The organism is Prauserella endophytica, from assembly GCF_005146945.1.
Classification (GTDB): Bacteria; Actinomycetota; Actinomycetes; order Mycobacteriales; family Pseudonocardiaceae; genus Prauserella_A; species Prauserella_A endophytica.
This window is the reverse complement of the sequence record NZ_SWMS01000004.1, coordinates 101,216-127,255: the sequence shown is the minus strand read 5'-3', so window position 1 is coordinate 127,255 and position 26,040 is coordinate 101,216. Positions and strand designations below refer to the sequence as shown.

Genomic DNA, 26,040 nt, shown 5'->3' with positions numbered 1-26,040 from the left:
TACCCCGCCTCAGATGTCGATCCCCGCCGCGCACCACCAGCCGTGCTCGGTCCGCTCGCAGAGCACGCTGCCCCGGGTCACGCCCTTCGGGATCGGACCGGGCAGCACCACGGCCCCGGCGTCGACCAGCTCGCAGCGCACGCGCAGCCCGGTGTCGGTGCGCGCCACGTCGGCTGTCGTGGCGATCGCGTTGTACTTGGGAACGAACGAGATGACCCGCTGCAGCACGAGGTCGAGCAGCACACTCGGATTGTCGCCGCGCACGTCGAACCGAACCCTGGCCGACACCGCGCGACGGCCGGGGCCGAGGACGCTCTCCGCCAGCGCGCCCACGGCTCCCGCGAAACAGGCGTGCATCGTCGGGGCCCATGCCTCGATGCGCAGATCGGCGGCGTGCAACGGCCGGCGGCGCCTGCGCTGTCGCGGCACGACGCGACCCGGCTCGTGGGCCCTGCCGGTGTCGCGCGTGGTCACGCCCTCCAGCATGCGCGCCGCGCGCGTGCGGCGCACCACCCGCGCGGGATGAGGTCACTGCCCGGCGACTGCGTCCACCCTCCCTTTGGCGATCGCGGCCACGAGCGCCGCGTGATCCCGCTCGTTCTGGTCGGCGTAGGCGGCGGCGAAGTCGGCGACGGCCTCGTCGAACGTGGCACCCGAACCGAGGTAGGCGCCGATGGCGATGGCGTCGCCGGTGCGCGCGTGCGCCCTCGCCAGCGTCCACGCGCACAGCCTGCCGTAGACCCGCAGCACGGCGGGATTCATCGACTCCGTCTCGGCCGAGCCCTTCCAGTCCCGCAGCTGCCGGAGGTAGAAATCCCGCGTCCTGCCGTCGAAACCCTCGACCCTGACCCAGCCGAGGAAGATGTCGCTCACGGTCTGCATCAGGCGTTGCCCGACCACGACCCTGCGTCCCTCGTTGCCGAACCTGCTCGGCGCGGTGAACTCCGCGAGCACCGACGCACCCGCCTCCTTCGCCTGGAGGAACAGCGGGTCGTGCTCGTCGTTGCCGAGCAGCAGCACCATCCAGCACCGGGTGCCGACGCTGCCGACGCCGACGACCTTGCGGGCGATGTCGACCATGCGGTAGCGGTCGAGCAGGGCGCGCCGTTCCGGTTCGAGCGTGGCCCGGTACGCCTTGACCACGCTGGCGAGCCGCCCGCGCACCTCCTCGCGGTGCTGCCCTTCGCCCGCCACGTCGTCGATCGGGACGATCAGCGGCGGGTCCGGGACGATACGCAGCCCGCCGTCCCGCGCTTCGGCGAACCGCCGCAGCGCACCGAGGTTGGTCCTTGTGCGCGCCTTGGCGACGTTGTGGGCGAGCTTGCGGCGACGCGCGGCACCGAGCCGGCCCGCGTACGCCGCGCGCACGGACTCGACGTCGGCGTGGGCGTACCAGACGTCGAGGGCGGTCGACGCGGCGAACTCGCGCGTCGCCCGCCGGTACTCGGCGACGCAGGCGAGCACGACGGCGCGGCGGTTGCGCGGCGGGTGACCGTTGTCGCGCGCGGCGATCTCCAGGCTCGCGGCGAGGCGTTTGACGTCCCACTCCCACGGCCCCGGCAGCGTCTCGTCGAAGTCGTTGATGTCGAACACCATGCGCCGCTCCGGCGAGCCGAACATGCCGAAGTTGAGCAGGTGCGCGTCACCGCACGCCTGCACGGTCAGCCCGGTGCGCGGGGTCGTGGCGAGGTCGGCGGCCATCGGCAGCGCGGCCCCCCGGAAGTAGGTGAACGGCGACACGGCCATGCGCCCGTACCGGATCGGCACCAGCTCGGGCACCCGCGTGGCGTCCTGGCGCGCCAGCAGGGCGAGCGGGTCGACGCGCACCGGGTCGCGGGTGAACTCGGCGTGGCTCGACCTCGGCGCCGCGGCGCGGGCGGCCTTGCCCTCGGCGGCCCGGTCGGCCCGGGTGGGCGCCTGCGGCGCGGAAGTGGTCGTGGTCGTCATCCCGGCATGGTCGCCCCTGGCGAGCGCGCACGCCTCACCCTTCGCGGGCGGTGCGCCGCGGCGCGGGCACGGCGAGACTGGGCGGATCGAGTCACCGGCGAACGGAGCCTCCAGTGTCGGACGTCAAAGTCAAGCGCACCGAATCGCTCACGCGCCAGGAAGCCGCGCGCAGGCTCGCCGCGCTGGCTGAGGCGATGGAGAACGGCGGCGGCCACGTCGAGCTTGCGCTCGGCGTGAGCAAGCTCAAGATCCACGTCCCCGACGAGATCCGCTGCGAGATGGAGGTGGAGGTCGACGGCGACGAGGTGGAGCTGGAGGTGGAGCTCAAGTGGTCCACCTCCCCCGAGCCCGAGCACAAACCGGCTCGCGGCAGGGCCAAGAGGGCCGCACTGGCGAGCACGTGAGAGCCGCTCAGCGGGCCAGCAGGATCCGCGCCAGCACGGTGACGAAGCCCCAGCCCTCCGGCAACGACGCGGAGGCGGTCCCGTGTGCGGTGCGCGGAACCCGGACGCGCAGTGCCCCCGGCAGCGAACGGAACACCAGCGGCGGGGCCAGGCGCACCGCCTCGCCGTCGATGCCGACGTCGACGAGCGGCTCAGCGGAGCCGACGTCGAACCGGGGCACCGTCCACGCCCGGTAGCCGCGGAAGCCGCCGAGGCGCCCCGCGGCCTCGGCCGCGAACAGCGCCGGAAGGTCACGCGCGCGGTCGACGGACAGCGTCACGACGCCGAGCACGCCCCCGTCGAGCCCGACCCTGGTGCCGAAGCCGTCCAGCCGGTCGAGGCGGTAGGCACCGTTGGACACCAGCACGACGTCCGCGGCCGGGGCCCGCCGCCCGTCCGGCATCGTGAACCGCAGGTCGGGCGGCTCCTTTCCGGGTCCCAGCAGGTCGGGCAACAACCGCGCCGCGGTGCCGAGCTTGGCGGAGCGGTACTCACCGGAGCGCACCACGCCCGCGTACACGCCGAGCGAGGCGTTGTTGACGAACACGCGGTCGCCGATCAGCGCCAGATCGATCCGCCGCTCGACGGCGGCGCCGAAGGCGTCGAGCGCACCCGCCACGTCGTCGCGGTCGAGCCCGAGGTCGAGCGCGAAATGGTTGCGGGTGCCCGCGGGGACGCACACGAACGGCAGGCCGTGCCGCCGCGCGACGTCGGCGACGAGGGCCTGCGACCCGTCGCCACCCGCCATGCCGAGCACGTCGGCGCCGTCACGAACCGCCTGCTCGGCGAGTTCCCTCAGGTCGTCGCTGCGCCGCAGGAGCACGGGCACGACCCCGCGTCGCCGCGCCTCGGCTTCGAGGGCGAACCGCGCGACTTTGCCGCCCCCGGACCACGGGTTCATCAGCAGCACCCCGTGCCGGGCCGGGGGCACGAGCAGGCCGCGCACGCCGGCGGGCTCGATCGCGACCCGCGCGGCGGCCGTCGAGAGCACCGCGAGCCCGGCGACGACCACCAGCAGCACGAACGACCACGCGTCCGGCAATAGCACCGCGGCGACCAGCGCGAGCACGGCTACGCAGGCGGCCAGCACCCGGCCCACTCCCCTGCGCACGAGCGCGGCCCAGGCGGCCATGACGGTGAGCGCGAACAGGGCGACCGCGGCCACGAGCTGCCACGGCTGGTCCAGCAGCGCGACGACCGGGAGCACCACGACGGCGACGAGGGCGAGCAGGGCGACCGCCGCCGCGATCCGCCTCCTCCAGGACGGCCGCCGAGCATCGCGCATCGCCGCTCGCCTCCTCGCCACCGCCCGTGACCGAACCCTGCCCGGTCAGGGGCCGCGCCGCCTCACCCGCGACGGACGAGCTCGGGCGCGGCGAGCAGCTCGGTGAGCCTGGCCGCGAGCCGGTGCCCCGGCGCGTGCCGGACGTAGAGGGTGCGCCGCAGCGGCGGGTCGAGAGGCAGCAAAACGGCTCCGCGCGGCGGCGTTCCCACCGACGCCGAGGGCACCACACCAGCCGTGATCCCCGCAGCCGCCATCGCCAGCACCGTCTCGGGGTCGCGCACGACGTGGGCGGGCGCCCAGTCGACGCCGTGCGCCGCGAAGCCCTCCGCCAGGCGGGGCCCGCAGGTGCCGCCGGGATCGGCGACCCCGGCGGCGACGAGCGCGGCGAGCGGCACGGCGCCCGCGTGAGTCAGGGGGTGGTTACCGGGCAGCACCGCCAGGAACTCGTCGGCGAACTCCGCCTGTGCCCCGCTGACCGGCGCGCTCGTGACGGCGAGGTCGATCGTGTCGTCGCGCAGCCAGGCGGCGAGCTCGTCGTCCTCACCCCTGACGACGAGGACCTCCGCAGCGGGCCACTCGGCGCGCAAGGCCGTCACCGCGGCGGGCACCAGCCGGACGGCCGCGCTGCCGATCGTGCCGACCCGCAGGCCCGATACGGCCTCGCGCCGGGACAGCTCCTCCATGGCCCGCAGGTGGTCCAGCGCCCCGCTGGCGTGTCCGGCAACCTCGCGGCCGAACGGCGTGAGGGAGGCGCCGTCTCGGCGCCGCACCACGAGCACACCACCGAGTTGCCGTTCGAGGGCGGCGACGGTGCGGCTGACCGCCGACTGGGTGAGCCCGAGCGCGGGCGCGGCGCCGGTGAAGCTGCCGTGCTCGGCGATCGCGAGCAGCGCCCGCAGCTGGCCGAAGGTGACATCCACGCCAGCCATGATCGCAGCGCATGGCGGTCATGACCAGTAGTCGTTAGACGCATGAGCACAGATCGACTTGGCTGAACGGCGTGCCGGAATCCGCTGTCCGACCGTCCACGCTGGGTGCGCTGGCGGCGTTGTGGCTGTGCTGGGGCACGTCCTTCCCCGCCATCCGGGTGCTGGTGGCGACTTTGCCGCCGCTGTCGGCGATGGGTGCCGTCTTCCTCGTCGCGGGTCTGGCACTCGCGGTGACCCGGCCGCACGCACTGCGGGGACTACGACGACGAGAGGTGGCCACGGCCGCGGGCGTCGGCGTGGGCCTGCTCGGTTCGCAGGGGCTCGTCGCGGTCGCGGAGCGGCACGTCTTCGCGGGGGTCGCGGCACTACTCGCGGCGGCGATCCCGTTGTGGGTGGCCGGTTTCCGCGCGACGCTCGGCGATCGTCCCGACCGGAAGGGACTGCTGGGGCTCTTCTGCGGGCTCGGCGGGATCGTGGTGGTTCTCGGGCCCGGCTCCGGCGCGCCGTTCGGGTGGTCGAGTTGGGCGCTGCTCGTGGTCGCGGCCACGGTGAGCTGGGCTGCGGCCACCCTGTGGGCGTCGCGGTCGGCGTCGTTGCCGGGCCCGCTCCCGGCGACGGTCGTGCAACTGCTAGCCGGAGGACTGGTGCTGCTGACCACCGGAGCGCTCACGGGCGAGCTCGCCGGGCTGACACCGGGCGCCGTCGAACCCGCGTCGTTGGGCGCGCTCGGCTACCTCGTTCTGGTCGACTCCCTCGCCGGGTTCGCGCTCTACAACCGCCTCCTGCGTACCGCGCCGGTCGCCTTGGTCAGCACCTACGCGTACATGGTGCCGGTGGTCGCGTACGCGGTCGGCGTGCTAATGCTCGGCGAGCCGTTCGAGCCGGTGACGCTGCTGGGTGCCGCCCTGATCCTCGCCGGGGTCGCGGCCGAGACCGCCCGGCCAAAGCCTCACCCGCGACGGGCGAGCAGGTGAGCGTGCGGGCTCTTCTCGTCGTCGTCCGGCTCCCGCAGGAAACGCGCGCGCACTTCGAACCCGGCCTCGCCGAGTAGCTCGGCGAGGCGCTCGGGACGCAGGCGCTGGAAGCCCAGCGACACCGGATGGCCCAGCGGGCGTTCCAGCAGCCGGACATCGTCGCCGACCTGGAACGCGAGCAGCAGCTGTCCCCCTGGCGCGAGCACGCGTCGGAACTCCGCGAAGACCGACGGCAGCCGCTCCAGCGGCGTGTGGATGAGCGAGTACATGGCGACGATGCCTGAGAGGGAGCCGTCGGCGAGGTCCAGCGCGGTCATCGAGCCGACGTCGTAGCGCAGACCCGGGTTCTCGGCCCTGGCGACGGCGACCATCTCGGGGGAGAGGTCGAGACCGAACACGTCGAGCCCGAGTCCGTGCAGGTGCGCGGTGATGAGGCCGGGCCCGCACCCGACGTCGGCGACCCGTCCCCCACCACCGGCGAGCACCAGTTCGGCGAACGCGCCCAGCATGGCCCTGAGGAAGGGCTTGGCCGCCAGCTCGTCCTTGAACATCGCGGCGTAGTCGACCGCGAGGGTGTCGTAGAAGATCCTGGTCTCGTCGAGATAGGAGGGCTCGGTCATACGGGCGACCGTAGCTTCGGCGCGGGCCGCCCGTGGCCGGATCACGGCAATGTCGGCAAGCGGCGACGCGACGCGCACGCGGCGTGGTCGGCCGCTGCGCTGCCGTGGGCGACCGGCGCACACGCCCGCGGCGGCGGCGCGGGTGTCGCGCGCGGGCTACGACGGACTTGGAGGTGCACGTTCCGGCTACCACGACAGCTGGCCGCTGGCCACTCAGGTGACGGCTGAACTGTCCGAACAGGACTGGAGCGACCCGGTCGACGTCAACCTCTGCGGCACCTTCCGGGTGCGCCAGGCCGCCTATCCGCTGCTTACGGCGGCGTCGGAGCCGAGCATCGCGAACCTGACCTGCACCGAGGGACAGGTGGCGCTGCCCGGCCGCGCGGGCTACGCCGCGAGCGCTGGAGTGGGCCGACGGCGTCGCGTTCCTCGCCTCCCCAGCCGCGAAGATGGTCACCGGGCACACGCTGTTCGTGGACGGAGGAGTCGTGCTGGGCTGAATGGGCCGCAGGGAGCGGGGACGATCTAGCGCCATACGATGGGCGGTCTCGTCCCCCTCCGGTGAAGACAGGCGTGGAGCAGCCCCTTGAGTGACGACGACAGAAGACTGGTCGCAGGCCGTTACCGGTTGGCGGAACGCCTCGGTGCGGGCGCGATGGGTGAGGTGTGGAAGGGCGAGGACGAACGCCTGAACCGCACGGTCGCGCTCAAACAGCTGCATCTGCGCACGGCGCTCGACGCGGCGGGCGCCGGGGACCTGCGGGCCCGCGCGATGCGCGAGGGCCGCATCGCCGCGCGGCTCATGCACCCCAACGCGATCGCGATCTTCGACGTGGTCGAGGAGGAGGGCTACCCGTGGCTGGTGATGGAGTACCTGCCCTCCACCAGCCTCGCCGACCTGCTCGCCGCGCGCGGCAGCCTCCCGCCCGCCGAGGTCGCCGAGATCGGCAGGCAGGTCGCGGAGGCGCTGGCGGCCGCGCACCGCTCCGGGATCATCCACCGCGACGTCAAGCCCGCGAACGTGCTGCTCGCCGACAACGGCGTCGCCAAGATCTCCGACTTCGGCATCTCGCGCGCGGCCGGGGACGTGACGCTCACGGCGACCGGTCTCGTCGCGGGCACGCCCGCCTACTTCGCGCCCGAGGTGGCCAGGGGCAGCGACGCCGACGAGCGCTCCGACGTGTTCTCCCTCGGCTCCACGCTCTACCACGCGGTGGAGGGCAATCCGCCGTTCGGCAGGCACGACAACGCGATCGCGCTGCTGCACCGGGTGTCCCAGGGCGAGATCGACCCGCCCCGGCACGCGGGCCCGCTCACGCCGGTGCTGCTGCGGCTGCTGGACCCCGACCCCGACGCCAGGCCCGGCATGACCGAGGCCGGGCAGGCGCTGGCAGCGGTCGCCACGGCGAGTCCGGCCACCCCGGCGACGGCTCCCGAGCCGGGGCGACGACGCCTCGCCGTGGTCGGCCTTGCCGCGCTGATCGTGGTCGCGGTGCTCGGGGCCGGACTCTGGTTACTGCTCGGCGGCGGTGACGACCAGCAGGCCGGCGGCGACACCCCGCAGCCGGGCCCCTCGGCCCCGGCGTCGTCCGCGCCTCGGGGACCCACGACGTCGGCCGAGGCCACGACCACCCCCGCGTCGCCCCCGCCGAGCACCAGCTCCCCCACGCCGACGCCCACCCCTCAGGGCAACCCCGACGAGCAGCGGATGGCCGCCGTGCGCGACTACTACGCGCTGCTGCCGGGCAACCTGGAGGCCGCCTACGCCCGCCTCTCGGACCGGTTCAAGAGCACGCGCTCGCCGAGCTTCGCCGACTACGCGTCGTTCTGGAACCAGATGAGCTCCGTGCAGGCCACGAACCTGAGCCCGGCAGGTGGTAACGCCGTCACCGCGACGATCACCTACACCTACGCGGACGGCGGCACCACGACCGAGCGGCACACCTACACCCTCGTCGACCAGAACGGCCAGTGGGCGATCGACAGCCAAGCCAGCTGAGTCGACGCTCCCCAAGGCCACCTTTGGTGCGTTGAACGCAACAAAGGTGGCCTTGGGGGGCAGTTGGCCGACGCGGCGTCGGTCGCGGAAGGAGTGGCTCAGTGCACTACGCGTAGCCACAGGTTCGTCGCGTGCGGCACCTCGCTGAGGTGGATCCGCTCCAGCCGCACGTTGTCGCCGCCCGGCCGGTCGAACAGGCGCACGCCGTCACCGAGAAGCACCGGCACGATGATCGTGAGGATCTCGTCGAGCACGCCCGCGTCGAGGCACTGCCTGGCGACGTCCGCGCCGAGCACGTTCACGTACTTCTCGCCCGCGGCCTCCTTCGCCTGTGCCACGGCGCTGTCGAGGTCGCCGACGAACGTCACGCCCGGCACCGGGGCGGCGGGCGGGTTGTGGGTGAGCACGAACTGGGGGCCGTCCCAGCCGCCGCCGAACGCCTTGCCCTCCTTCTCGGCGTCGCCCCGGTGCGGGTCGTCGCCGCCGAACGTCCGGTTGCCCACGAGCAGCGCGCCGATGTCGCCGACGAGCGCGTCGATCTCCGGGTTCGGGCCGAGGTGCCCGGTCAGCCACGACATGTCCCCCTTGGGCCCGGCGATGAACCCGTCGAGCGACATCGACACCGAGTACAGCAGCTTGGCCATGTGCCTACCTCCGAGGTGGTGGATCCGTAGCCGGGTAGACCACAGGCGCCCGGCGAAGTCATCGCCGGCAGCCCCCACGCAGTGAAGGCCACCATCACTGCGTTGAACGCAGTGATGGTGGCCTTCACTGCAGTCGGGGTCAGGGGGTGAAGCGGGCCACGTAGCGCTTCTGCCACGGGGTCTCGACGGCGTGCGAGTCGTAGTGCGCCCGCACGTAGGCGACGGCCTCGGCGGCCGGTACGCCGTCGAGCACCGCGAGGCACGCCAGCGCGGTGCCGGTGCGGCCCTTGCCGCCCGCACACGCCAGCTCGACGCGCTCCGTGGCGGCACGCTCCCACGCGTCCCGCAGCACCTCGCGGGCCGCCGCCCGGTCGCTGGGCAGCCGGAAGTCGGGCCAGCGCAGCCAGCGGCTCTCCCACGTGAGGTCGGGCGGAGGCTTGCCGAGCAGGTACACGCCGTACTCGGGACGGGGCCCGGCGGGCAGCGGCTTGCGCAGTCCCCGGCCCCGCACCAGCCTGCCGGAGGGCAGCCGCAGCACACCCGCGGTCTCGGGCTCCCAGGTGTCGGTCACGAATTCGAGCCTAGCTAGAGCTCCTCGATGCCCCGCCAGCACCACGACCCGCTCACCTGCGCGACCTCGAGCGACACATCGCCCTCCACGCGCTCGCCCTGGTGCTCCAGCACCACGTGCGCCTTCGCGGTGGCGCTGGAGCCCGACTCCTGGACGGCGCCCGTGAGGTCGAACCGCGTGACCATCGACGCCTCGCGGGTGTAGCCCTCGATCGCGGCCTCCGAACCGGAGCAGACGAGCTGGTTGAGCGCGTCCTCGTCCTTGTTCTGGAAGCCCTGCGCGATCTGCTCGACCAGGTTGGCGGCCGGGCTGGAACCGGCGTCGACGCCGCCACCGGCACTCTCCTCGCCGTCGTCGCCGACGAGGAAGCCCGGCGCCACGAACGCCGTGATCACGAACGCGGCGACCACGACCACCGCGGCCGAAAGGCCCACCCACAGCCCGGTCTTCCGCTTCGGCGGCCGAGGGCCCTGCGGCGGGAACGGCTGCTGCGGTGGGAAGCCTCCACCCGGCGGGAAGCCCTGTTGCTGCGGGTAGCCGCCCTGCCCGTAGGGACCCGGCTGCTGACCGTAGGGCTGACCCGGTTGCGGTGGGTACGTCATCGGAGAAGCCTTTCTGGAGTTGATCTCGGCCCGTTACGACGCCCCTCGCCCCGGGGAGGTTCCCTCCCGCGGTACCTGTCCGATCGGGCAGGTACCCCTACCGCGGTCGGAGGGTGTGCCCGCCCTCTGAACGGCACTAACCTGGTCTGCGTTCAGCAGCGTGGCTGGATGCGAGGAGGCGTTCACGTGCACCTGACCCGACCCGCACCGGAGCTGGCTGACGACCTCGGGCAGTGGGCCCGGCTGCCACAGCAGGCGGCGGCGCTGCCGGACACGGGACCGAACACCGGCGCCGAGCTGGAAGGCCCCGGCGCGGCACCCGCCCCTTCGAACACCGCGGGCCGGCTCGCGAAGTTCCACGTCCCCGAGATCGTGTTCGGCCCGCACGCGCTGGCCGAGCTGGGGCACTGCGCGCTGCGCGTGGGCGCGCGCAGGCCCTTCCTGGTCACCGACCCCGGGATCGTCGAGGCGGGCTGGACCGCCGAGGCGGTGGGTCACCTACGGCTCGCCGGGCTGCGGCCCGTGGTGTTCTCCGACCTCACGCCCAACCCCAAGGACCACGAGATCACGGCGGCCTACGAGCACTACGCCGAGAGCGGCGGCGACGTGATCCTCGCCGTCGGCGGCGGCTCGTGCATCGACGCGGCCAAGGGCGTCGCGATCCTGTCCGGCAACGGCGGCACCATCCTCGGCTTCGCCGGCGTCGACAAGGTCGTGCAGCCCATCCCGCCCCTGGTCATGGCGCCCTCGACGTCGGGAACGGGCGCCGACGTCTCCCAGTTCGCCGTCATCACCGACACCACGCGGCACACCAAGATCACCATCATCAGCCGCACGCTCGTGCCCGACATCTCCGTGATCGACCCCCGCCTGCTCACCACCATGCCGGAGGAGCTGAACGCGGCCACCGGGCTCGACGCGCTGACCCACGCCGTAGAGGCCTACGTCTCCCGCGCGCACAACCGGCTCACCGACCACCACGCGCTGCACGCGGCCCACCTCATCACCAGCAATCTGCGCAGCACGACCGTGCAGCCGAGACGGGCCGAGCCGAGGATCGGCATGGCACAGGGCGCGCTCGAGGCGGGGATGGCCTTCACCAACGCCATCCTCGGCATCACGCACGCGATGAGCCACCAGGTCGGCGGCCTGCTCGACGCGCCGCACGGCGTGCTCAACGGGGTGCTGCTGCCGCACGCGATCCGGTTCAACGCCGCCGCGGACCCGAACCGCTACGTGCCGCTCGCGGCGGCCGTCGGCATCGACGTGACGGGCCGTCCCGCCGACGAGGTGGCCGACGAGCTGGCCTCGTTCATCCGCACGCTCGCCGACGACGTGGGTGTGCCGAGTGGCCTGTCGGACCTCGGCGTCACCGAGGCCGACATTCCCACGCTCGCGCGCACCACGCTCGACGACGCCTGCCTGGCCACCAACCCGCGCGAGGTCGACGCCGAGGACGTGACCGCGCTGTTCCGGCAGGCACTGTGAGGAACCCATGACATCCTCACCGCACACCGGCTTCGGCCGCGACGAGGCCGATCTCGGTGCGCTCACCGGCGTGCGCTCCGGCAAGCGCTCGTTCTACCCGGAGTACGTGCGCTCGGCGGAGCGGCTGGAGAACGCCGTGCGCGCGCTGGACCGGATCTCGCGCGCGCTCGTGCGCACGGCCGAGGGCCCTCGCGGGCTCGTCGAGGCCGTGGTGCACGCCGCCGCCGAGCACCTGCACGCCGACTGGCTGCTGGTCGCCGTCGCCGACGGCGCGCTGCAGGCCGCGCGGCCGAGGTTCCTGCTGCTGCGCGGTGCCGAGCTGATCGACGACGAGCGGCTGCTGCCCGCAGAGGCCCTGCCCCACCTGCACGTCCTGCGGTCGCGGCCGTGGGAGGCCGAGGACGCGGGCGGCGGCCCGATCGGCCCGATCGTGCGAGTGTCGATGACGCTGGACGGAGAGCCGGTGGGCGGCATCGCCGGGCTGCCGGGCTTCGGCGTGGACGTGGCCGACACCGACCTGGCGATCCTGCGGGTGCTCGCCAACCAGGCCGCGGTGGCGCTGCACAACTCGTTCCTGCTGCACGCGGCGACGAAGCTGCGCGGCAAGACCGAGATGCTTTCCGAGGCCGCACAGCGGCAGGCGAGGGAGCTGGCCGAGACCCAGCAGCGGCTGATCGAGGCCATGCAGCGGCAGGCGCTCGACGACGAGCGGCACCGCATCGCGCGCGAGCTGCACGACAGCGTCACGCAGGACGTGCTCTCGGCGGGCATGACGGTGGAGGTGTGCCGGGCCGAGCTGGCCGCCGAGGGCGGGCACGACCAGGTGGTCGGCCAGCTGACGGCGGCGAAGGACCTCACCAGGCACGCGGTCGAGCGGCTGCGGGCCGCGATCTACGCGCTGCACAACGGGTCGGAGGAGCCGCCGGGTTCGCTGCCGGTGCTGCTGGAACGGCTCTCGTCGGTGCACCTGCCGAGCGACCTCAAGGTGCGGGTGCGTGTCGTCGGCACGCCGGTGCCGCTGCCGGGCGAGGTCGAGCACTCGTTGCTGCGGCTGGCCGGGGAGGCACTGTTCAACACGGTCATGCACACCACCGCGGAGCAGGCGCTCGTGCGGCTGCGCTACCGGCCGGAGCGGATCGTGCTCGCGATCTCCGACGACGGCGACGGCGACCCGGCCCAGCTGCGCAAGACGCTCAAGCTCACCGCCTCCACCGATCTGGCAGGCGTGCACCGGGGGCTGGCGAACATGCAGGCCAGAGCAAAGGAGCTGGGCGGCACGATGTCGATCCGGCGCTCCGAGCTGGGCGGGATCATGCTCCTGCTCGACATCCCCCTTCCCTTGCGGCGGAACGGAAAGGCGGCACCATGAACCGACAGGCGACGCGCCCCCGCGCGGAGCAGGGGCAGCTGAGCATCGTGCTGGTGGACGACCACGCGATCGTGCGGCAGGGCCTGCGGTCCATCCTCGACCGCGAGGACGACATGCGCGTGGTCGGCGAGGCCACCACGGCGACCGAGGCGAGGGCGGTGCTCGACCGGCTACGGCCCGACATCGTGCTGCTGGACCTGAAGCTGGGCACCGGATCCGACACCGAGGGCCTCGAGCTGTGCTCGGAGATCACGGCGAACCATCCGGAGATCGGCGTGCTCGTGCTGACGACGTTCCTCGACGACGCCTACGTGCTGGAGGCCGTGCATCGCGGCGCGAAGGGCTACGTGATCAAGGACGTGGACACGAGCGCGCTCGTGTCGGCGATCCGCACGGTCGCGCGCGACGAGAGCGCGTTCGACTCCCGCTCGGCGTCGGTGATGGCACGCTCGATCCGCACCGCGCCCGAGGAGCCTGCGCTCACCGAACGGGAGCAGGGCGTGCTCGAGTTGCTGGCGACGGGCCTGAGCAACCGCATCGTGGGCGAGCGGCTGTTCATCTCCGAGACCACGGTGAAGTTCCACGTCCGCAACATCATGCGCAAGCTCGGCGCCGCTACCCGCGCCGAGGCCGTGTACGAGGCCAGCAAGATGGGGCTGATCTAGCCGGTGTGGACGGTGAGCCAGCCGCCGTGGTGCTCGCTCACCGTGAACGGCAGCCCGGTGCTCGCGCCCAGCGCGGTGAGCTCCGCGAGACCGAACCGGCGGACGTGGCCGTAACACGTGCTCGGCTCGTCCTCGAACGGCACCGCCACCACCACCCGCCGCGCGGCGAGCCGCAACGCCTCGGCGAGCACCAGCGCGCCGTCGGCGGGCGCGAGATGCTCCAGCAGGTGCAGCACGGTCACCGTGTCGGCCGCGCCGTCGGGCAGCGGCACGGCGGCGGCGTCGCACGTGATCGTGCGCAGCGGCACGCCCTCGCTCGCGGCGACCGCCGACAACAGCCGCATGCTCCCGGCAACGAGGTCCGACGCGGTCACCTCGTAGCCGTCGCGACGGGCCAGCAGCAGGGGGAAGAACCCGAAGCACGAGCCCAGATCGAGCACACGTCCCGGGGGCACGAGCGCAGCCGCTCGGTCGTAGACAGGTGCGAGGTCGGCGGTCCACGAGCGCCCGCGCGGCCGTGCGCGCAGCCGGGCGAGGGTGTTGCCGTAGAACGCCCGCCACGCCGGCAACGCGCCGGGGACGGTCGAGCGCACCACGCCGACGAAGATCCGTTCGAACAGCTCGGACCCGGCGAGCAGGCCCGGCCGGAACAGCTCGCCGGCGAGCAGCTCGGTGAGGTCGTTGCCCAGGTCGGCACGGCGCAGCACATGGCTCACCTCCACGCGCGAGCCCCCCTTGTGCAACCGGAAATGCCGGGTACCCGCGAGCACCGGGCCCAGCGACGTCCGCGGCGCACCCCCGCCGAGCCGCACCACACGCACCCGCTCGTCGCGGTACTCCCCCGGCTCGCCCGGTGCCAGCGGGTCGAGCACCGGCAGCACACTCGTCATCGCGCCCCCAACGGCAGATCCCGCGCGGCCCGCTCCAGACCGGCCAGGTCACGCACCACGCGCACGCGGCCGCAGTGCGCGGAGTAGGCGGGCAGGTCACACGCGCCGAGACCCCACGAGTGCCTCGGCTCCGGCGTCAGCCACAGCACGTCCCGGGCCCTGCGCGCGATCTCGGCGAACGCGCCGAGGTTCGGGTCGTTGCCGTTGCCGCGCCCGTCGCCGAGCACCAGCACGGTGGTCCTGCGGTTCACGGCGCCCGCGTGCTCGGCGAGGAACGTGCCGAACGCGGCGCCGTAGTCGGAGTTGGCGTCGACGTCGATCACCTCACCACGGAAGAGCGCACCGAGCGCGTCCTCGATCCGCTGCCCCGCGAACAGGCCACTGATCTCGGCGATCTCGGCGACGAACGCGTAGGAACGGACCTTGGCGAACAGGTCGTGCAGCCCGTACAGCAGCCGCAACGTGAACCCGGCCGTCGCCCGCACCGACAGGCTCACGTCCGCGAGCACCACGAGCCTCGGCTTGTCCTCGGTCTGGCTGATCGTGACGGGGCGGAAGGGCACGCCGTCGTAGCGCAGGTTGCGGCGCATGGTCCTCGCCGAGTCGATGCGCCCGCGAGGGGCAGGCCGCTTGCGGTGGGTCACCGCTCCGCGCAGCGTGGCCACGATGCGGTGCAGCGCCTCCTCCAGCTCCTCGTGCCCCGCCTCGTCGCCCCGCCACTCGCCCTGCTCGACCGAGTTCTCCAGCCACAGCAGGTGTTCGAGGTGTTTGCGCAACGCTTCGGGCAGCCGTTCCAGCAGCCGCTCGTCGAGCTTCCCGCCCAGTGCGAGTGCGTCCCGCTCGTCCCCCGCGTCGCCGTCGTCCTCGCCCGAGCCCTCCAGCCAGCTCAGCAGCGCGTCCTGCTCGGCGAGGCTCAGCGACGCGTCGACCGGGGTTCCGCGCGCCTTGCCCAGCTGCCCCGGCGCGACGCCGTGGCTGCGGTCGATCTCGAGCAGCACCTCGTTGGAACCGTCCATCGTGGACACGTCCTGCTGCGAGAACACCACCTCGTCCTCGGTCTCGTTGTCGAGCACGATCGGGTTCAGCTCGGGGTGCGGGCTGTAGCGCTCGACGAGGTTTTCCTTCTCGAACGCCTCGCCCAGCTCCGCGTCGGGGCTCTCCATGTCGGCCCTCGGCGGGCGCTGGCCCACCTCCTCGGCGAGCGTGAAGTCCTCCAGCAACTTCCCGCCGGGGCCGCTCGCCTCCGAGTCCTCCCACTGCTCGTTGTCGAAGCGCACCAGTGCGAAGAAGGCGGCGAACAGCTCGTCGAAGATCCCGCCGTCGCGGTGGTCCTTCACGAGTGAGCAGCGCAGGCCCTCGCGAAACAGCTCGCGGTCGGCGACGATCCCCTTCGCCGCGACACACCGGGCGGCGTCGACCACCTCGGGCGACGACACCCGCAGCCCGGCGTGCCGCAGCAACCGCGCGAACCGGTGCAGGCTCCTCAGCATCGCCGCCCCTACCGCGTGCGACGGCCGTGGTTGGCGACGAACGAGCGCTCCCCCTGGCTGCCGCTCACCCGGCGCGGCGCCGCCTGCGTGCCGGTGCGCTCGCCGTAGTAGCCGGAGCCGTGCCTGCCGGGCGTGTCCCGCGCGGCCCGCAGCGCCGCGCCCGTTCCGGGGTCGTCGGCACCACCGGTTTCCGGTACGGGCACCGGCCGCTCCCCCTCCACGAGCACGGGCAGCACACGCAGGGCGCGCTCCACGTCGCGCTCGTACTTGGCCACCACCGAGATCGTGTCCTCCAGCAGCGCGGTGTCGGGCTCGGTGGCGCCGAGCAGCGCGAGCGTGCGAGCCCAGTCGATCGCCTCTGAGATGCCGGGAGGCTTGCGCAGCCCCTGCTCCCGCAGGCCACGCACCACGTCGACGAGGTGCCCGGCGACGGCCTCGGGCAGCCCGGTGCTCTTGGAGCGGATGATCTCCAGTTCCCGTTCCGCCGACGGGTAGCCGAGGAACAGGTGCAGGCAGCGGCGTTTGAGTGCGGCCGAGAGATCCCTGGTGTTGTTGGACGTCAGCACTACCAGCGGCACGTGCCGGGCCGTGAACGTCCCGAGCTCGGGCACCGACACCTGGTACTCGGCGAGCATCTCCAGCAACACCGCCTCCAGCGCTTCGTCGGCGCGGTCCACCTCGTCCACGAGCAGCACCACGGGCTCCGGCGAGCGGATGGCGCGCAGCAGCGGTCGCTCGGCGAGGAAGCGCTCGGAGAAGAACACCGAATCGTGCGCGCCGATCGCCTCAACCGCACCGGCGAGGTCGTCCGCGTCGGCCACGATCTGGGCGATCTTCTCCCGCAGGATCTGCGTGTAGAGCATCTGCTTGCCGTAGTCCCACTCGTAGAGGGCCTTGGTCTCGTCCTGGCCCTCGTAGCACTGCAGGCGCAGCAGCGGCCTGCCCGTCGCGGCGGCGAGCGCCTTGGCGAGCTCGGTCTTGCCGACCCCCGCGGGCCCCTCCAGCAGCAGCGGCTTGCCCAGCCGGGCCTGCAGGAAGACCGTGGTGGCCAGCGCGCGGTCGGCGAGATAGCCGACGTCGCCGAGCCGGGACGTGACCTCCTCCACGGAGGCGAACGACTGGGGGCGGTGCCCGTTTCGAGAGCTCACGCGCGGCAATCCCTTCGGTCGTGGGACGTGGGTGTTCCGCGGCGGCCGGACCCGCCGCGGAACACCCACGGGCTGGGGGAAATCAGGAGATGAGGTCGTCGAGGTCGCCGTTGAAGCAGTGGTCCACCACCGGCCGCACCGTTTCGAACGTCGTCTCCTTGGGGTTGCCCGGCGTGCAGGCGTCGCCGAGCACGTGGTTCGACACGCGGTCGACATCGGCCTTGTCGCCCTTGATGGTCTTGGCCCTGGCGTAGAACTCGGTGGGTCCCGTGCCGAGCCGGTTCTTCGGGTGCGTGTCCTGGGTGACGTCGACGAACCGCTCCGGGATGCCCACGTCGCGGAGCAGCCGGATCGCCGCGGCCACGGCGGCGTCGGCGGCGCGCACCTCGGTCATGCCGGTGGTGTCCACGCCCAGCGCCTCGGCGAGCTTCGCGTAGCGCTTGTAGGCCACGGGCAGGTTCCACGCCCACACGCGTGGCAGCGCGATCGCGTTGTTGAGGCCGTGATGGGTGTCGTAGAACGCGCTCACGGCGTGCGAGATCGAGTGGATCACTCCGAGCCCGCCGGAGTTGAACGCCTGCGCCGCCGTGTACTGCGCGTACATCATGCCTTCGCGGGCGCGCAGGTTGTCGCCGTGCCACGTCGCGGTGCGCAGGTGCTCGCCCACCAGCTCCGCCGAGTACAGGGCGCTGCCGAGCGAAGGGGCGAAGTCCAACCTGGACACATACGGCTCGGAGGCGTGCGCGAGCACGTCGAACCCGCACTGGGCGGTGAAATGCGAGGGGCAGTCGTAGTACAGCACCGGGTCGTCGATCGCGAGCGTCACCACCGAGTGGTCGTCGAACGCGACGTACTTGTGCGGGTTGGCGGGGTCGGTGGTGGTGTCGGTGATGACGTAGGCCCACGACGTCTCCGAACCCGTGCCCGCCGTGGTGGAAACCGCGATGTGCGGCGGGTTCTTCGGGTTCTCCGACTTGTTGAAGCCCTCGAACTCGTTGACGTTGCGCCCGTCGTGGGCCACCGAGATGCGGGCGCCCTTGCAGGCGTCGTGCGAGGAACCGCCGCCGATCGAGACGAAGCCGTCGCAGCCCGACTCCTGGTAGAGCGCGACGGAGTCCATGACGTTGTAGTCCTTCGGATTGGACTCCACCTTGTCGTACACGGTGGGCTCGAGGCCGTGGTACTTCAGCGACTCGACGATCTTGTGCACGATCTCGGTGCCCCGCAGCCCCGAGGTCATCACCAGCGGACGTCGCATGCCGATCTTCAGTGCCTCGGGGCCGATCATCTCGTGGGAGCCCGGGCCGAGCAGCGCGCGCGGGATCGGGTGGAACTCCTTGAGGGGAAACGGCTTGAGTAGTTCGTCGACCTGCATTGGCTGACCCTTTCCGTGATGGCACGTACTGGAGCCGAAGGTATGACCGGCGTCACGGCGCTCCAAGGGTCGCGAGCGGAAACCCCTCGCCCGGAACCGGTGTCCGGCCGGGTGGAGGGCACCCGCCCCCTCCACCCGGACAGGCCCGCGCGCGAGTCCCCCGCTCCGGCGCGCGAGTCCCCCCTTCCGGCGCGCGAGTCCCCCCTTCCGGCGCGCGAGTCCCCCGCTCCGGCGCGCGAGTTCCGCGTTCCGGACGGCGAGTTGCGCACTCGCCGCTGCGCGAACGGGCAACTCGCGGACCAGAGCGGGGGACTCGCGGACCAGAGCGGGGGACTCGCCACCCTGGGCGAACGCTGCCGCTGACCCGAGCCGGGAACGCACGACTCGCAGGCCGGACCGGGCAACTCGCGGGCCGGAGCGGGCAACTCGCGGACCGGAGCGGGGGACTCGCGGGCCGGAGCGGGGGACTCGCGGGCCGTGCGCCGTGCATACCGAACCGGCCACGGGCGCAGACGCGGCGCACGCGCGTCGGCGCCCGCTGACGGACCCGGTTGACATGCAGCCGTTTGGCTGCCTATATTCAGGCAGCCAAACGGCTGCATATTCGAGGACGGCGATGGACGAGGTATTCAAGGCACTGGCCGACCCCAGCCGCCGCCTGCTACTGGACAGCCTGAACGCCCGCAACGGGCAGACCCTGCGCGAGCTGTGCGCGGGGCTGGAGATGGCGCGCCAGTCCGTCAGCAAGCACCTGGCCGTCCTGGAGGCGGCCAACCTGATCACCACGGTCTGGCGCGGCCGCGAGAAGTGCCACTACCTCAACGCCGCGCCGATCAACGCCATCGCCGACCGCTGGATCAACCGGTTCGACCGCGAGCGCGTGCAGGCCCTCGCGGACCTCAAGACCGCATTGGAGTCGGAACCCATGAGCAAACCGGAGTTCGTCTACACGACCTACATCAACACCACGCCGGAACGCCTGTGGCAGGCCTTGACCGAGCCTGCCTTCACCCGCCGCTACTGGGGAGTCACCTTCGAGACCGACTGGCGCGAGGGCTCCACCATGGCGTGGGAGCAGAACGGCTGGCGCAGCGACGACGCCGCCCAGGTGGTGCTCGAGGCGAAGCCATACGAGCGACTGTCGTACGCGTGGCACACCTTCACGCCCGAGTTCGCCGGGGCGGTCGGCATGTCCGAGGAGAAGGTCGCCGCGCTGGCGGCCGAACGCCGGTCGAAGGTGACCTTCGAGCTCGAACAGCAGGGCCCGCTGGTGAAGCTGACGGTCGTGCACGACGGTTTCGATCAGGGCAGCACACTACTGGAGAGCATCAGCGAGGGCTGGCCCGCGCTGCTGGCGAGCCTCAAGACCCTGCTGGAGACTGGTGAAGCGCTGCCGGAGCCCGAACCGGCGGCCTGAACCGATGGCCCGCCATGCTCAGGCGGGCCGGGAGCTGCCGGGAGCCGGCGACCGGACCGTGGCCTGGCCGCGAGGTTCGTTCGACCGTGCCGACGAGACTGACCTGGCCTACCGGTACGCGCGCCGCCCACGGCAGCCGACGGTGACCTGATCGAAGGGCACACGATCCTGCGCGACCGCCACACCGCAGCCGCGCAGGCAGCCGGCCATCCGAGCGCGCCGGACCTCAGCGGTCAGGCTCCTCCTCGTCGGTGCTCGTCGGCCTGGTTTTCCCGGTGCCTCCCAGCCCCGGTGCGACGTCTGCCGGGTCGATGGTGCTCTCGTCCTTGTTCGGGCCGCCCTCGGGCGGATCGGGCTCAGGCACACCGGCCGCAGTACCTTCGTAGTCGTTCTGACGGTGCTTCATTGTCGGCTCCTTCGACGACCATGACCGGATTCCCGCTCGGACACACCGCAAACGCCCGCCGTCAAAGCCGGGGGCGGCGCACCCGCTTCGGTTCCTCGACCGGCTCCGGCTTCAACGGCGACGCCGCGCCCGGGTCCGGCACCTGCCACACCTCGTGGTCCAGCGCCTCGGGCACCGAGGGCTCCGGTCTGGCCGCCGTCCGCCCCGACATCGCGACCGGACGGAACCCGCTGCCTGCCGGGTCGCCGAGCGCCGAGCGTCCACGTAGCCGGGGCGGGACACCGGGCGTGGCCTGCGGCGTCCGCGTGCGCCGTTCGCCGTCGTCGAGCGACCGCGCCGAGCGTCTGCCCGACGTCGAACGGCCGGCGCCGGGCATCATCGGCGGCATCATCATCATGGGCGGGACCATGCGCCCAGCCGTGCCCTGCGACGCCGGCCCCGCGCCACGGGGCGACTCCGGTGGCTGCGGCGGCTGGGGGACTCCGCGGTCCTCCGTCATGGGCACGGGGTTCGCGGCCTGGTCGATCCGGGACGGTGTGTCGGGGCCACCGGACTCCGGAAGGGATCCGGCGGGGCGCGCGCCGCCGTCGCCGGGGGAACCACCGGCGATGTCGCTCGGGTCGAGCGAGCGGCCGCCCGGCGAGCGCGATCCTCGCGACGGCAACCCGCCCGGGACGTACCCGGCGCCGGGCGGCACGGCGACGAGACCCGGGATCGAGACGCTGCCGGGCGGCAACGCCGAACCGCCGCCCACGACGGGCGCCGACGCCAGGGCAGGCCCGCCCGCCAGCACGGGAGCGCCTTCTCCCGCACAACAGTCCCCCGCCGCGGCCGGTGACGAGTCACCGCCCGCCGCGAGGAGCACCGCCTCGGCGGCGGCGTGGAAGTACCGGTCGAGCTCGGTGAGGTGGACCGCCGCCTCCCGCGGGCTCTCGTCGGTCGCCCGCTCCACCGTGTCCGTCACCCTGGCGCGGGTGAGCAGCAGCTGCCTGGCGAGGTCGTCGAGGGCCTGCCACGGCTTGTGCTCGGTGATCCGCGTGAGCAGCTCGTCGACCTCGGCCTTGAGGCGCGTGGCCTCCCGGAGGAAATCGGCGCCCGTAGCGTCCTTCCACTGTGGACGTAGGCAGTCCAGCTCGTGGTGCAACGTGTCGGACAGCTGCCGCAGCTCGTCGGCGACCGCGCGCCACATCCGGCCGGCCTGCTCGACCCTCGGCAGGTGGGCGTGCGCCTCCACGTCCGCGACCGCGAACTGCACCATGCCGGGCAGGTTCCCGTACTCCACGCTCACACCTCCCTGAGCACGATGCCGAACACCGTGCCCGTCACGGCCTGCGCACCCGCCCGGTCGGTCGCCTCGTAGTCGTCGGCCGCGGTGAAGGCCGCCGCCTTCAGGGTCGCGATGGCCTGCGTGGTGTCGCGGAGGAAATCGGCGAGCGCCACAGTGGACAGTGCGTCTGCGGTCGTGAACGCCGCGCACGCCTGCGTGCCGCCCTGGCAGGCGGGTACGTCGACGACTTCGACGTCCACCCCGGGCGCGTGCAGCCGTTCGGCGAAGCGCCGCATCGCATCCGGGTCACCGTGCATCTCCTGGCGTGCCTCGCACATGGCTTCTCCGTTCACGCGTTGTCGTCCTTCGGCAGCCACGCGAGCTGGACGAGCCGGGGAGCGTTGCGCCTGCCGACCAGCCACGCCCTGCCCGGTGGCAGCAGCTCCGGTTTCAGCCCGCCGAGCAGGGGGCCCTCGTCCTTGTCGCCGGACATCAGCAGGCCGGGCGAGCCGATGTCGCGCAGCCGCGAGATGAACGGTTCGAACAGCGCCCGGCTCGCGCCTCCGGTCCGGCGTGCCAGCACCACGTGCATGCCGATGTCGCGCCCCTGCGGCAGGAAGTCGAGGATCGGCAGGAACGGGTTGTCCATCTGGCTCACCACGAGGTCGTAGTCGTCGATGAGGATGAACAGCTCGGGCCCGCGCCACCAGCTGCGCTCGCCGAGCTGTTCCGGTGTCACGTCCGGACCCGGCAGGCGCGCCCTCATCTCCTCGGCCACCTGCCGCATCAGCCGGGTCGTCGATTCGCGGTCGGTGCCGTACCCGATGAGGTGCTCCGACCGGACGTCGCCGAGCAGGCCACGCCGGTGGTCGATGATGATCAGCCGCGCTTGCCGGGGTTCGTAGCTGTCGGTGATGCCGCGCGCGACCGTGCGGAGGAACGTCGTCTTGCCCGCCTCGGTGTCGCCGAGCAGCACGAGGTGGGCGTCCGAGGCGAAGTCCAGGCGCACTGGGCCGAAGTCCTGCTCGGCGATGCCCACCGCCAGCTTGTGCGACGCGGAGTCGTGCGCGCGCGCCAGCTGTGCGTACGGCAGCTTCGCCGGCAGCAGCCGCACGGCGGGCGCGGGCTGTCCCTCCCACGCCGAGGACACCGTTTCCACCAGCTCGCGCACCCCGCGCCCGAGGTCGGCCGGGTCGTCGACACCGTCGATCCGGGGCAGCGCGATGAGCAGCTGGTGCTTGCTCATCGTCACGCCGCGGCCCGGTGCGCCCTCGGGCACCTTGATCGCCGACGCGCGGTCGACCATGCTGTCGATCGGATCACCGATGCGCAGCTCCAGCTTGCTGCCGAAGAGGTCCCTGATGTTCATGCGCAGGTCGAACATGCGCGACGCGGACGCGACCACGTGCACGCCGTAGGCGAGCCCGCGCGCGGCGATGTCGGCGACCACCGCCTCCAGGTCCTCGAACTCGTTGCGCAGGGTGCTCCAGCCGTCGATCACGAGGAACACGTCGCCCCACGGGTCGCCGTCCGGCTGCTCGCGCCGCAGCCGCCGGTATGACTGCATGCCGTCGACCTCCTGCTCCGCGAACGCCCTTTCCCGCTTGGCGATCAGGGTGCGCAGCTCGGCGATGGTCCGGCGCACCGCGCCGACGTTCTGCCTTCCCGCGACACCACCGACGTGCGGCAGTCCCCGGAGGCAACTGAGCGCGCCACCGCCGAAGTCGAGGCAGTAGAACTGCGCCTCCCTCGGCGTGTGGGTCAGGGCGAGGCTGGTGATGATCGACCGCAGCGCGGTGCTCTTGCCCGAGCGCGGGCCGCCGATCACGAGCACGTGGCCCGCCCCGCCGGACAGGTCCAGCACGAGCGGGTCACGGCGCTGGTCCAGCGGCCGGTCGAGGACGCCGATCACGGCGCGCAACGCCCCGGCGAGCCGTTCGTCCGTGCAGCCGTACCCGCGCTCGTCGTCGCGGGTGAGGCCGGGCAACAGCGAGTCGAGCGTTGGCGACTCCGCCAGCGGAGGCAGCCACACCTGATGGGCCGGGGTGCCACGGCCCTTCATCCGGTCGACGATGATGTCCAGCAGGCTCTCCCCCACCGTGTCCTCGTCGGCGGGTTTCTCCGTGACCGCCCCGTCCTCCTCGACGGCGGGCGCCTCGTACCGCGTCGAGTACTCCAGCAGCTCCACGGCGCTGTCACCGCTCTGCTCGGCCCCGCGCACGTCGGGCAGGTGGTAGGTGCCGGAGACGTAGGCCGACCGGAACCGGAGCATGGACTCGTTGTCGGTCTTGAGGAACCCGTGGCCCGGTGCGCGCGGGAGCTTGAACGCGTCGCCGACGCCGAGCACGGTCCGGCTCTCCATCTCCGAGAACGTGCGCAGGCCGATGCGGTACGACAGGTGGGTCTCCAGCCCGCGCAGCCTGCCCTCCTCCAGGCGCTGGCTCGCCAGCAGCAGGTGCACGCCCAGCGACCTGCCGACGCGGCCGATCTGCACGAACATGTCGATGAAGTCGGGTTTGGCCGAGAGCAGCTCGCTGAACTCGTCGCAGATCACCAGGAGCGTGGGCACCTCGGGCAGCGGGGCACCGGTCGCGCGCGCCCGGTCGTACTCGCGCAGCGACGCGAAGTTGCCCGCCGCGCGCAGCAGTTCCTGCCTGCGCAACAGTTCACCGTTGATCGCGTCGGTCATGCGGTCCACCAGAGGCAGCTCGTCGGCGAGGTTGGTGATGACGGCGCTGGTGTGCGGGAGCTTGTCGAGGGTGGCGAACGTGGCGCCACCCTTGAAGTCGACGAGCGCGAAGTTCAGCGAGCTCGGCGGGTGGGAGACGGCCAGTGCCAGCACGATGGTCCGCAGCAGCTCGCTCTTGCCGGACCCGGTGGCGCCGATCAGCAGTCCGTGCGGGCCCATTCCGTCCTGCGCGGACTCCTTGAGGTCCAGCTCGGCGGGCGTGCCGTCGGTCCGCATCCCGAACCGGATCCGCAGCCGGTCCTTCGTCGGCCGCTGCACCCAGGTCTCGGCGGGGTCGAACGTGCGCGGGTCGCCGATCTCCAGTAGCTCGGCGAGGTCGAGATCGGTGCTCAGCGGTTGCTCGCCGCGCCTGCCCGCGGTCGCCCGCAGCGGTGCGAGCTGCCTGGCGATGCCTTCCGCCGAGGGCACGTCCAGCTCGTCGGCCCAGCCCAGCTCCACCGCGCCCTCGATGGTCTCGCTGGTGAGCGCGCCGTCCGGGCCGACGTCGAGCACGATCGTCGCGGGGTCGAGCGCGCGCGGCGGCGGGGTGCGGAGGTCGATCACGGTGACGCCCTCGAGCCCGCCGTCCACCATGAGCGTGTCCGAACCGGCGGTGGAGCCGCCGTCCAGCACCACGACGACGTGCGGCAGGGAGTCCCGGTGGTCCACGGCTGGGTCGAACCTGCGGCGCTCACCCAGGAGGTCGTCGATCATCGCCTCGATCGAGACGATCGAGCCCGCCACGAGCCGCAGCGGCCCCACGGCGTCGGTCCGCTCCGGGTGCAGGGCGTGCGGCAGCCACTTGAGCCATTCCCATTCTCCCTGGGTCTCGCGCATGGGACAGGCGGCGATGCGCAGGTCGTCGGGCGACTGCAACGACGCGAGCTGAACGAGCACGGCCCGCACCAGCGCGGCCGACCGGTCGCGGTCGCCGCGCACGTAGACGCGGCTGAACCCGTTGACCGCCATGGCGAGCGGCAGCCCGGGAATCGCCGTGTACGTGGTGAGGAACCGGCGCAGCGCCAGCGCGGACAGCGGCTCCAGCTGTTCCAGCGGCTTCGCCTCCGGCGGGACGAGCGTCATCGCCGGACGCTGCGGCCCCGTTCCGATGCGGGCGACACCGAAGTCGGCGTCGAGGGGACGGCGTTCCCACAGCCGGTGGCTCGCGACGAGGGAGAGCAGCGCGGCCGGCTCCGGATGCAGGTACACCATGGCGTCGCGCTGCTTGTGGATCGCGCGGATGAGCCGAAGGCGGTGCCTGCCGAGGTGCCGGAGGTAGCCGCGGCGTTCCTGGCCCATCTCCCGCTTGCCCGGTCCCGAGGAGTTGATCAGCGAGACCACGAGCATTCCCAACATGCCCACGCCGAACAGGCCGAAGACCACGAGCCGCAGCACGCCGGAACCCTGACCGAAGCCGCTGGAGAACAGCAGCATCATCGCGGCCATCATGGCGATCATCGGGATCACCATGAGCACCTGTGTCCACTGTCGACCGCCCGGCTGTGGGATCTCGGGCGGAGGATCCAGGATCAGCTCCCCGGACGGTTGCTCCGGCGCTGGCCTGCGAACCGGCCTGCGCACCACGACGGTGGCCATCACGATCCCCTTCCCGGCCGAGCACTGATGTCGGCGATTCTCGCCGCGGTCTGGTACCCGGTGGGCTGACCTGGCAGGAACGTGCCGCGCGCCACTGGCGAGTGCCGCTGCCGGGCTAGCGTCCGCTCGTGCCCGTGTGCCGTTCGACGTCGATCCGTGAGGCGGCTCGCGGGGACGCTCAACCGGC

General features: G+C 72.5%; 24 protein-coding genes and 2 pseudogenes. 10 read left to right on the top strand and 16 right to left on the bottom strand.

Annotated features, from left to right (window positions below):
* Nucleotides 1–9: 9 nt before the first annotated feature.
* Nucleotides 10–474, bottom strand: a complete 465-nt coding sequence (locus tag FCN18_RS09775; protein WP_158303084.1) for an archease — start codon at nt 472–474, stop codon at nt 10–12.
* A gap of 54 nt (nt 475–528) precedes the next feature.
* Nucleotides 529–1,947: a DUF2252 domain-containing protein gene (locus FCN18_RS09770; RefSeq protein WP_137094560.1), complete on the bottom strand. Its 1,419-nt coding sequence runs from the start codon at nt 1,945–1,947 to the stop codon at nt 529–531.
* Nucleotides 1,948–2,060: 113 nt separating this feature from the next.
* On the opposite strand from FCN18_RS09770, the gene FCN18_RS09765 reads away from it, so the two are divergent.
* Nucleotides 2,061–2,351, top strand: a complete 291-nt coding sequence (locus FCN18_RS09765; RefSeq protein ID WP_158303083.1) for an amphi-Trp domain-containing protein — start codon at nt 2,061–2,063, stop codon at nt 2,349–2,351.
* Nucleotides 2,352–2,358: 7 nt separating this feature from the next.
* Here the strand turns inward: FCN18_RS09765 and FCN18_RS09760 are convergent, their stop codons facing one another.
* On the bottom strand, nt 2,359–3,675 hold the full coding sequence (locus FCN18_RS09760) for a diacylglycerol/lipid kinase family protein (protein ID WP_137094555.1): 1,317 nt from the start codon (nt 3,673–3,675) through the stop codon (nt 2,359–2,361).
* 62 nt (nt 3,676–3,737) lie between these two features.
* Nucleotides 3,738–4,604, bottom strand: a complete 867-nt coding sequence (locus FCN18_RS09755) for a LysR family transcriptional regulator (RefSeq protein ID WP_228713820.1) — start codon at nt 4,602–4,604, stop codon at nt 3,738–3,740.
* A gap of 71 nt (nt 4,605–4,675) precedes the next feature.
* Between FCN18_RS09755 and FCN18_RS09750 the strand changes: the two genes are divergently transcribed.
* Nucleotides 4,676–5,578 (top strand): EamA family transporter, encoded by a 903-nt coding sequence (locus FCN18_RS09750; protein ID WP_228713818.1) that lies wholly within the window; start codon nt 4,676–4,678, stop codon nt 5,576–5,578.
* On the opposite strand, the gene FCN18_RS09745 is transcribed toward FCN18_RS09750, so the two are convergent.
* Entirely contained in the window at nt 5,554–6,198 is a 645-nt protein-coding gene (locus FCN18_RS09745; protein ID WP_137094553.1) for a class I SAM-dependent DNA methyltransferase, read from the bottom strand. The two genes, FCN18_RS09750 and FCN18_RS09745, sit on opposite strands and share 25 nt — an antisense overlap.
* A gap of 49 nt (nt 6,199–6,247) precedes the next feature.
* Between FCN18_RS09745 and FCN18_RS40840 the strand changes: the two are divergent.
* From FCN18_RS40840 to FCN18_RS09735, 3 genes and pseudogenes are all read left to right on the top strand, one after another.
* Nucleotides 6,248–6,538, top strand: a pseudogene (locus FCN18_RS40840) (hypothetical protein); the annotation flags it as partial.
* A gap of 49 nt (nt 6,539–6,587) precedes the next feature.
* A pseudogene (locus FCN18_RS40835) lies at nt 6,588–6,698 on the top strand (SDR family oxidoreductase); the annotation flags it as partial.
* An 86-nt stretch (nt 6,699–6,784) separates the two neighbouring features.
* A complete protein-coding gene (locus FCN18_RS09735) occupies nt 6,785–8,197 on the top strand; it encodes a serine/threonine-protein kinase (RefSeq protein WP_137094548.1) in 1,413 nt (470 codons plus the stop codon).
* 98 nt (nt 8,198–8,295) lie between these two features.
* Here the strand turns inward: FCN18_RS09735 and FCN18_RS09730 are convergent, their stop codons facing one another.
* From FCN18_RS09730 to FCN18_RS09720, 3 genes are all read right to left on the bottom strand, one after another.
* Nucleotides 8,296–8,841: a dihydrofolate reductase family protein gene (locus FCN18_RS09730; protein ID WP_112271524.1), complete on the bottom strand. Its 546-nt coding sequence runs from the start codon at nt 8,839–8,841 to the stop codon at nt 8,296–8,298.
* Nucleotides 8,842–8,980: 139 nt separating this feature from the next.
* A complete protein-coding gene (locus FCN18_RS09725) occupies nt 8,981–9,412 on the bottom strand; it encodes a protein-tyrosine phosphatase family protein (RefSeq protein ID WP_112271522.1) in 432 nt (143 codons plus the stop codon).
* Between the two features lie 14 nt (nt 9,413–9,426).
* Nucleotides 9,427–10,014 (bottom strand): hypothetical protein, encoded by a 588-nt coding sequence (locus tag FCN18_RS09720; RefSeq protein WP_112271521.1) that lies wholly within the window; start codon nt 10,012–10,014, stop codon nt 9,427–9,429.
* Between the two features lie 297 nt (nt 10,015–10,311).
* Here FCN18_RS09720 and FCN18_RS09715 point away from each other — a divergent pair, with 297 nt between their 5' ends.
* The 3 genes from FCN18_RS09715 to FCN18_RS09705 are packed head-to-tail and all read left to right on the top strand — an operon-like array spanning nt 10,312 to nt 13,536.
* The gene (locus FCN18_RS09715) at nt 10,312–11,502 is read left to right on the top strand and encodes an iron-containing alcohol dehydrogenase (RefSeq protein WP_228713861.1); all 1,191 of its coding nucleotides are present in this window, start codon (nt 10,312–10,314) and stop codon (nt 11,500–11,502) included.
* Nucleotides 11,503–11,509: 7 nt separating this feature from the next.
* On the top strand, nt 11,510–12,871 hold the full coding sequence (locus FCN18_RS09710; RefSeq protein WP_112271518.1) for a MadS family sensor histidine kinase: 1,362 nt from the start codon (nt 11,510–11,512) through the stop codon (nt 12,869–12,871).
* Nucleotides 12,868–13,536 (top strand): MadR family response regulator transcription factor, encoded by a 669-nt coding sequence (locus FCN18_RS09705; RefSeq protein WP_137094545.1) that lies wholly within the window; start codon nt 12,868–12,870, stop codon nt 13,534–13,536. Before FCN18_RS09710 ends, FCN18_RS09705 begins: the two co-directional genes overlap by 4 nt.
* On the opposite strand, the gene mftM is transcribed toward FCN18_RS09705, so the two are convergent.
* From mftM to mdo, 4 genes are all read right to left on the bottom strand, one after another.
* On the bottom strand, nt 13,533–14,426 hold the full coding sequence (mftM, locus tag FCN18_RS09700; RefSeq protein WP_113641577.1) for a mycofactocin oligosaccharide methyltransferase MftM: 894 nt from the start codon (nt 14,424–14,426) through the stop codon (nt 13,533–13,535). The genes FCN18_RS09705 and mftM overlap by 4 nt on opposite strands.
* Nucleotides 14,423–15,916 carry a VWA domain-containing protein gene (locus FCN18_RS09695; RefSeq protein ID WP_137094543.1) on the bottom strand — a complete coding sequence of 498 codons (1,494 nt, stop codon included), beginning with the start codon at nt 15,914–15,916 and terminating at the stop codon, nt 14,423–14,425. Before FCN18_RS09695 ends, mftM begins: the two co-directional genes overlap by 4 nt.
* Before the next feature lie 8 nt (nt 15,917–15,924).
* A complete protein-coding gene (locus tag FCN18_RS09690) occupies nt 15,925–17,064 on the bottom strand; it encodes an AAA family ATPase (RefSeq protein ID WP_206077855.1) in 1,140 nt (379 codons plus the stop codon).
* 82 nt (nt 17,065–17,146) lie between these two features.
* On the bottom strand, nt 17,147–18,439 hold the full coding sequence (mdo, locus tag FCN18_RS09685) for an NDMA-dependent methanol dehydrogenase (protein WP_112271509.1): 1,293 nt from the start codon (nt 18,437–18,439) through the stop codon (nt 17,147–17,149).
* Nucleotides 18,440–19,055: 616 nt separating this feature from the next.
* Here mdo and FCN18_RS09675 point away from each other — a divergent pair.
* Entirely contained in the window at nt 19,056–19,856 is an 801-nt protein-coding gene (locus FCN18_RS09675) for an ArsR/SmtB family transcription factor (RefSeq protein WP_112272057.1), read from the top strand.
* Nucleotides 19,857–19,860: 4 nt separating this feature from the next.
* Nucleotides 19,861–20,007 (top strand): hypothetical protein, encoded by a 147-nt coding sequence (locus tag FCN18_RS39035; protein ID WP_158303082.1) that lies wholly within the window; start codon nt 19,861–19,863, stop codon nt 20,005–20,007.
* A gap of 75 nt (nt 20,008–20,082) precedes the next feature.
* Here FCN18_RS39035 and FCN18_RS09670 read toward each other — a convergent pair whose 3' ends face one another.
* The 4 genes from FCN18_RS09670 to eccCa form a co-directional block, all read right to left on the bottom strand.
* Nucleotides 20,083–20,262 carry a hypothetical protein gene (locus FCN18_RS09670; protein ID WP_113641582.1) on the bottom strand — a complete coding sequence of 60 codons (180 nt, stop codon included), beginning with the start codon at nt 20,260–20,262 and terminating at the stop codon, nt 20,083–20,085.
* 61 nt (nt 20,263–20,323) lie between these two features.
* Nucleotides 20,324–21,544 carry a hypothetical protein gene (locus tag FCN18_RS09665; RefSeq protein WP_137094538.1) on the bottom strand — a complete coding sequence of 407 codons (1,221 nt, stop codon included), beginning with the start codon at nt 21,542–21,544 and terminating at the stop codon, nt 20,324–20,326.
* Between the two features lie 2 nt (nt 21,545–21,546).
* Nucleotides 21,547–21,882 (bottom strand): hypothetical protein, encoded by a 336-nt coding sequence (locus FCN18_RS09660; RefSeq protein WP_228713816.1) that lies wholly within the window; start codon nt 21,880–21,882, stop codon nt 21,547–21,549.
* On the bottom strand, nt 21,879–25,853 hold the full coding sequence (gene eccCa / locus FCN18_RS09655; protein ID WP_137094536.1) for a type VII secretion protein EccCa: 3,975 nt from the start codon (nt 25,851–25,853) through the stop codon (nt 21,879–21,881). Before eccCa ends, FCN18_RS09660 begins: the two co-directional genes overlap by 4 nt.
* Between the last annotated feature and the right edge of the window lie 187 nt (nt 25,854–26,040).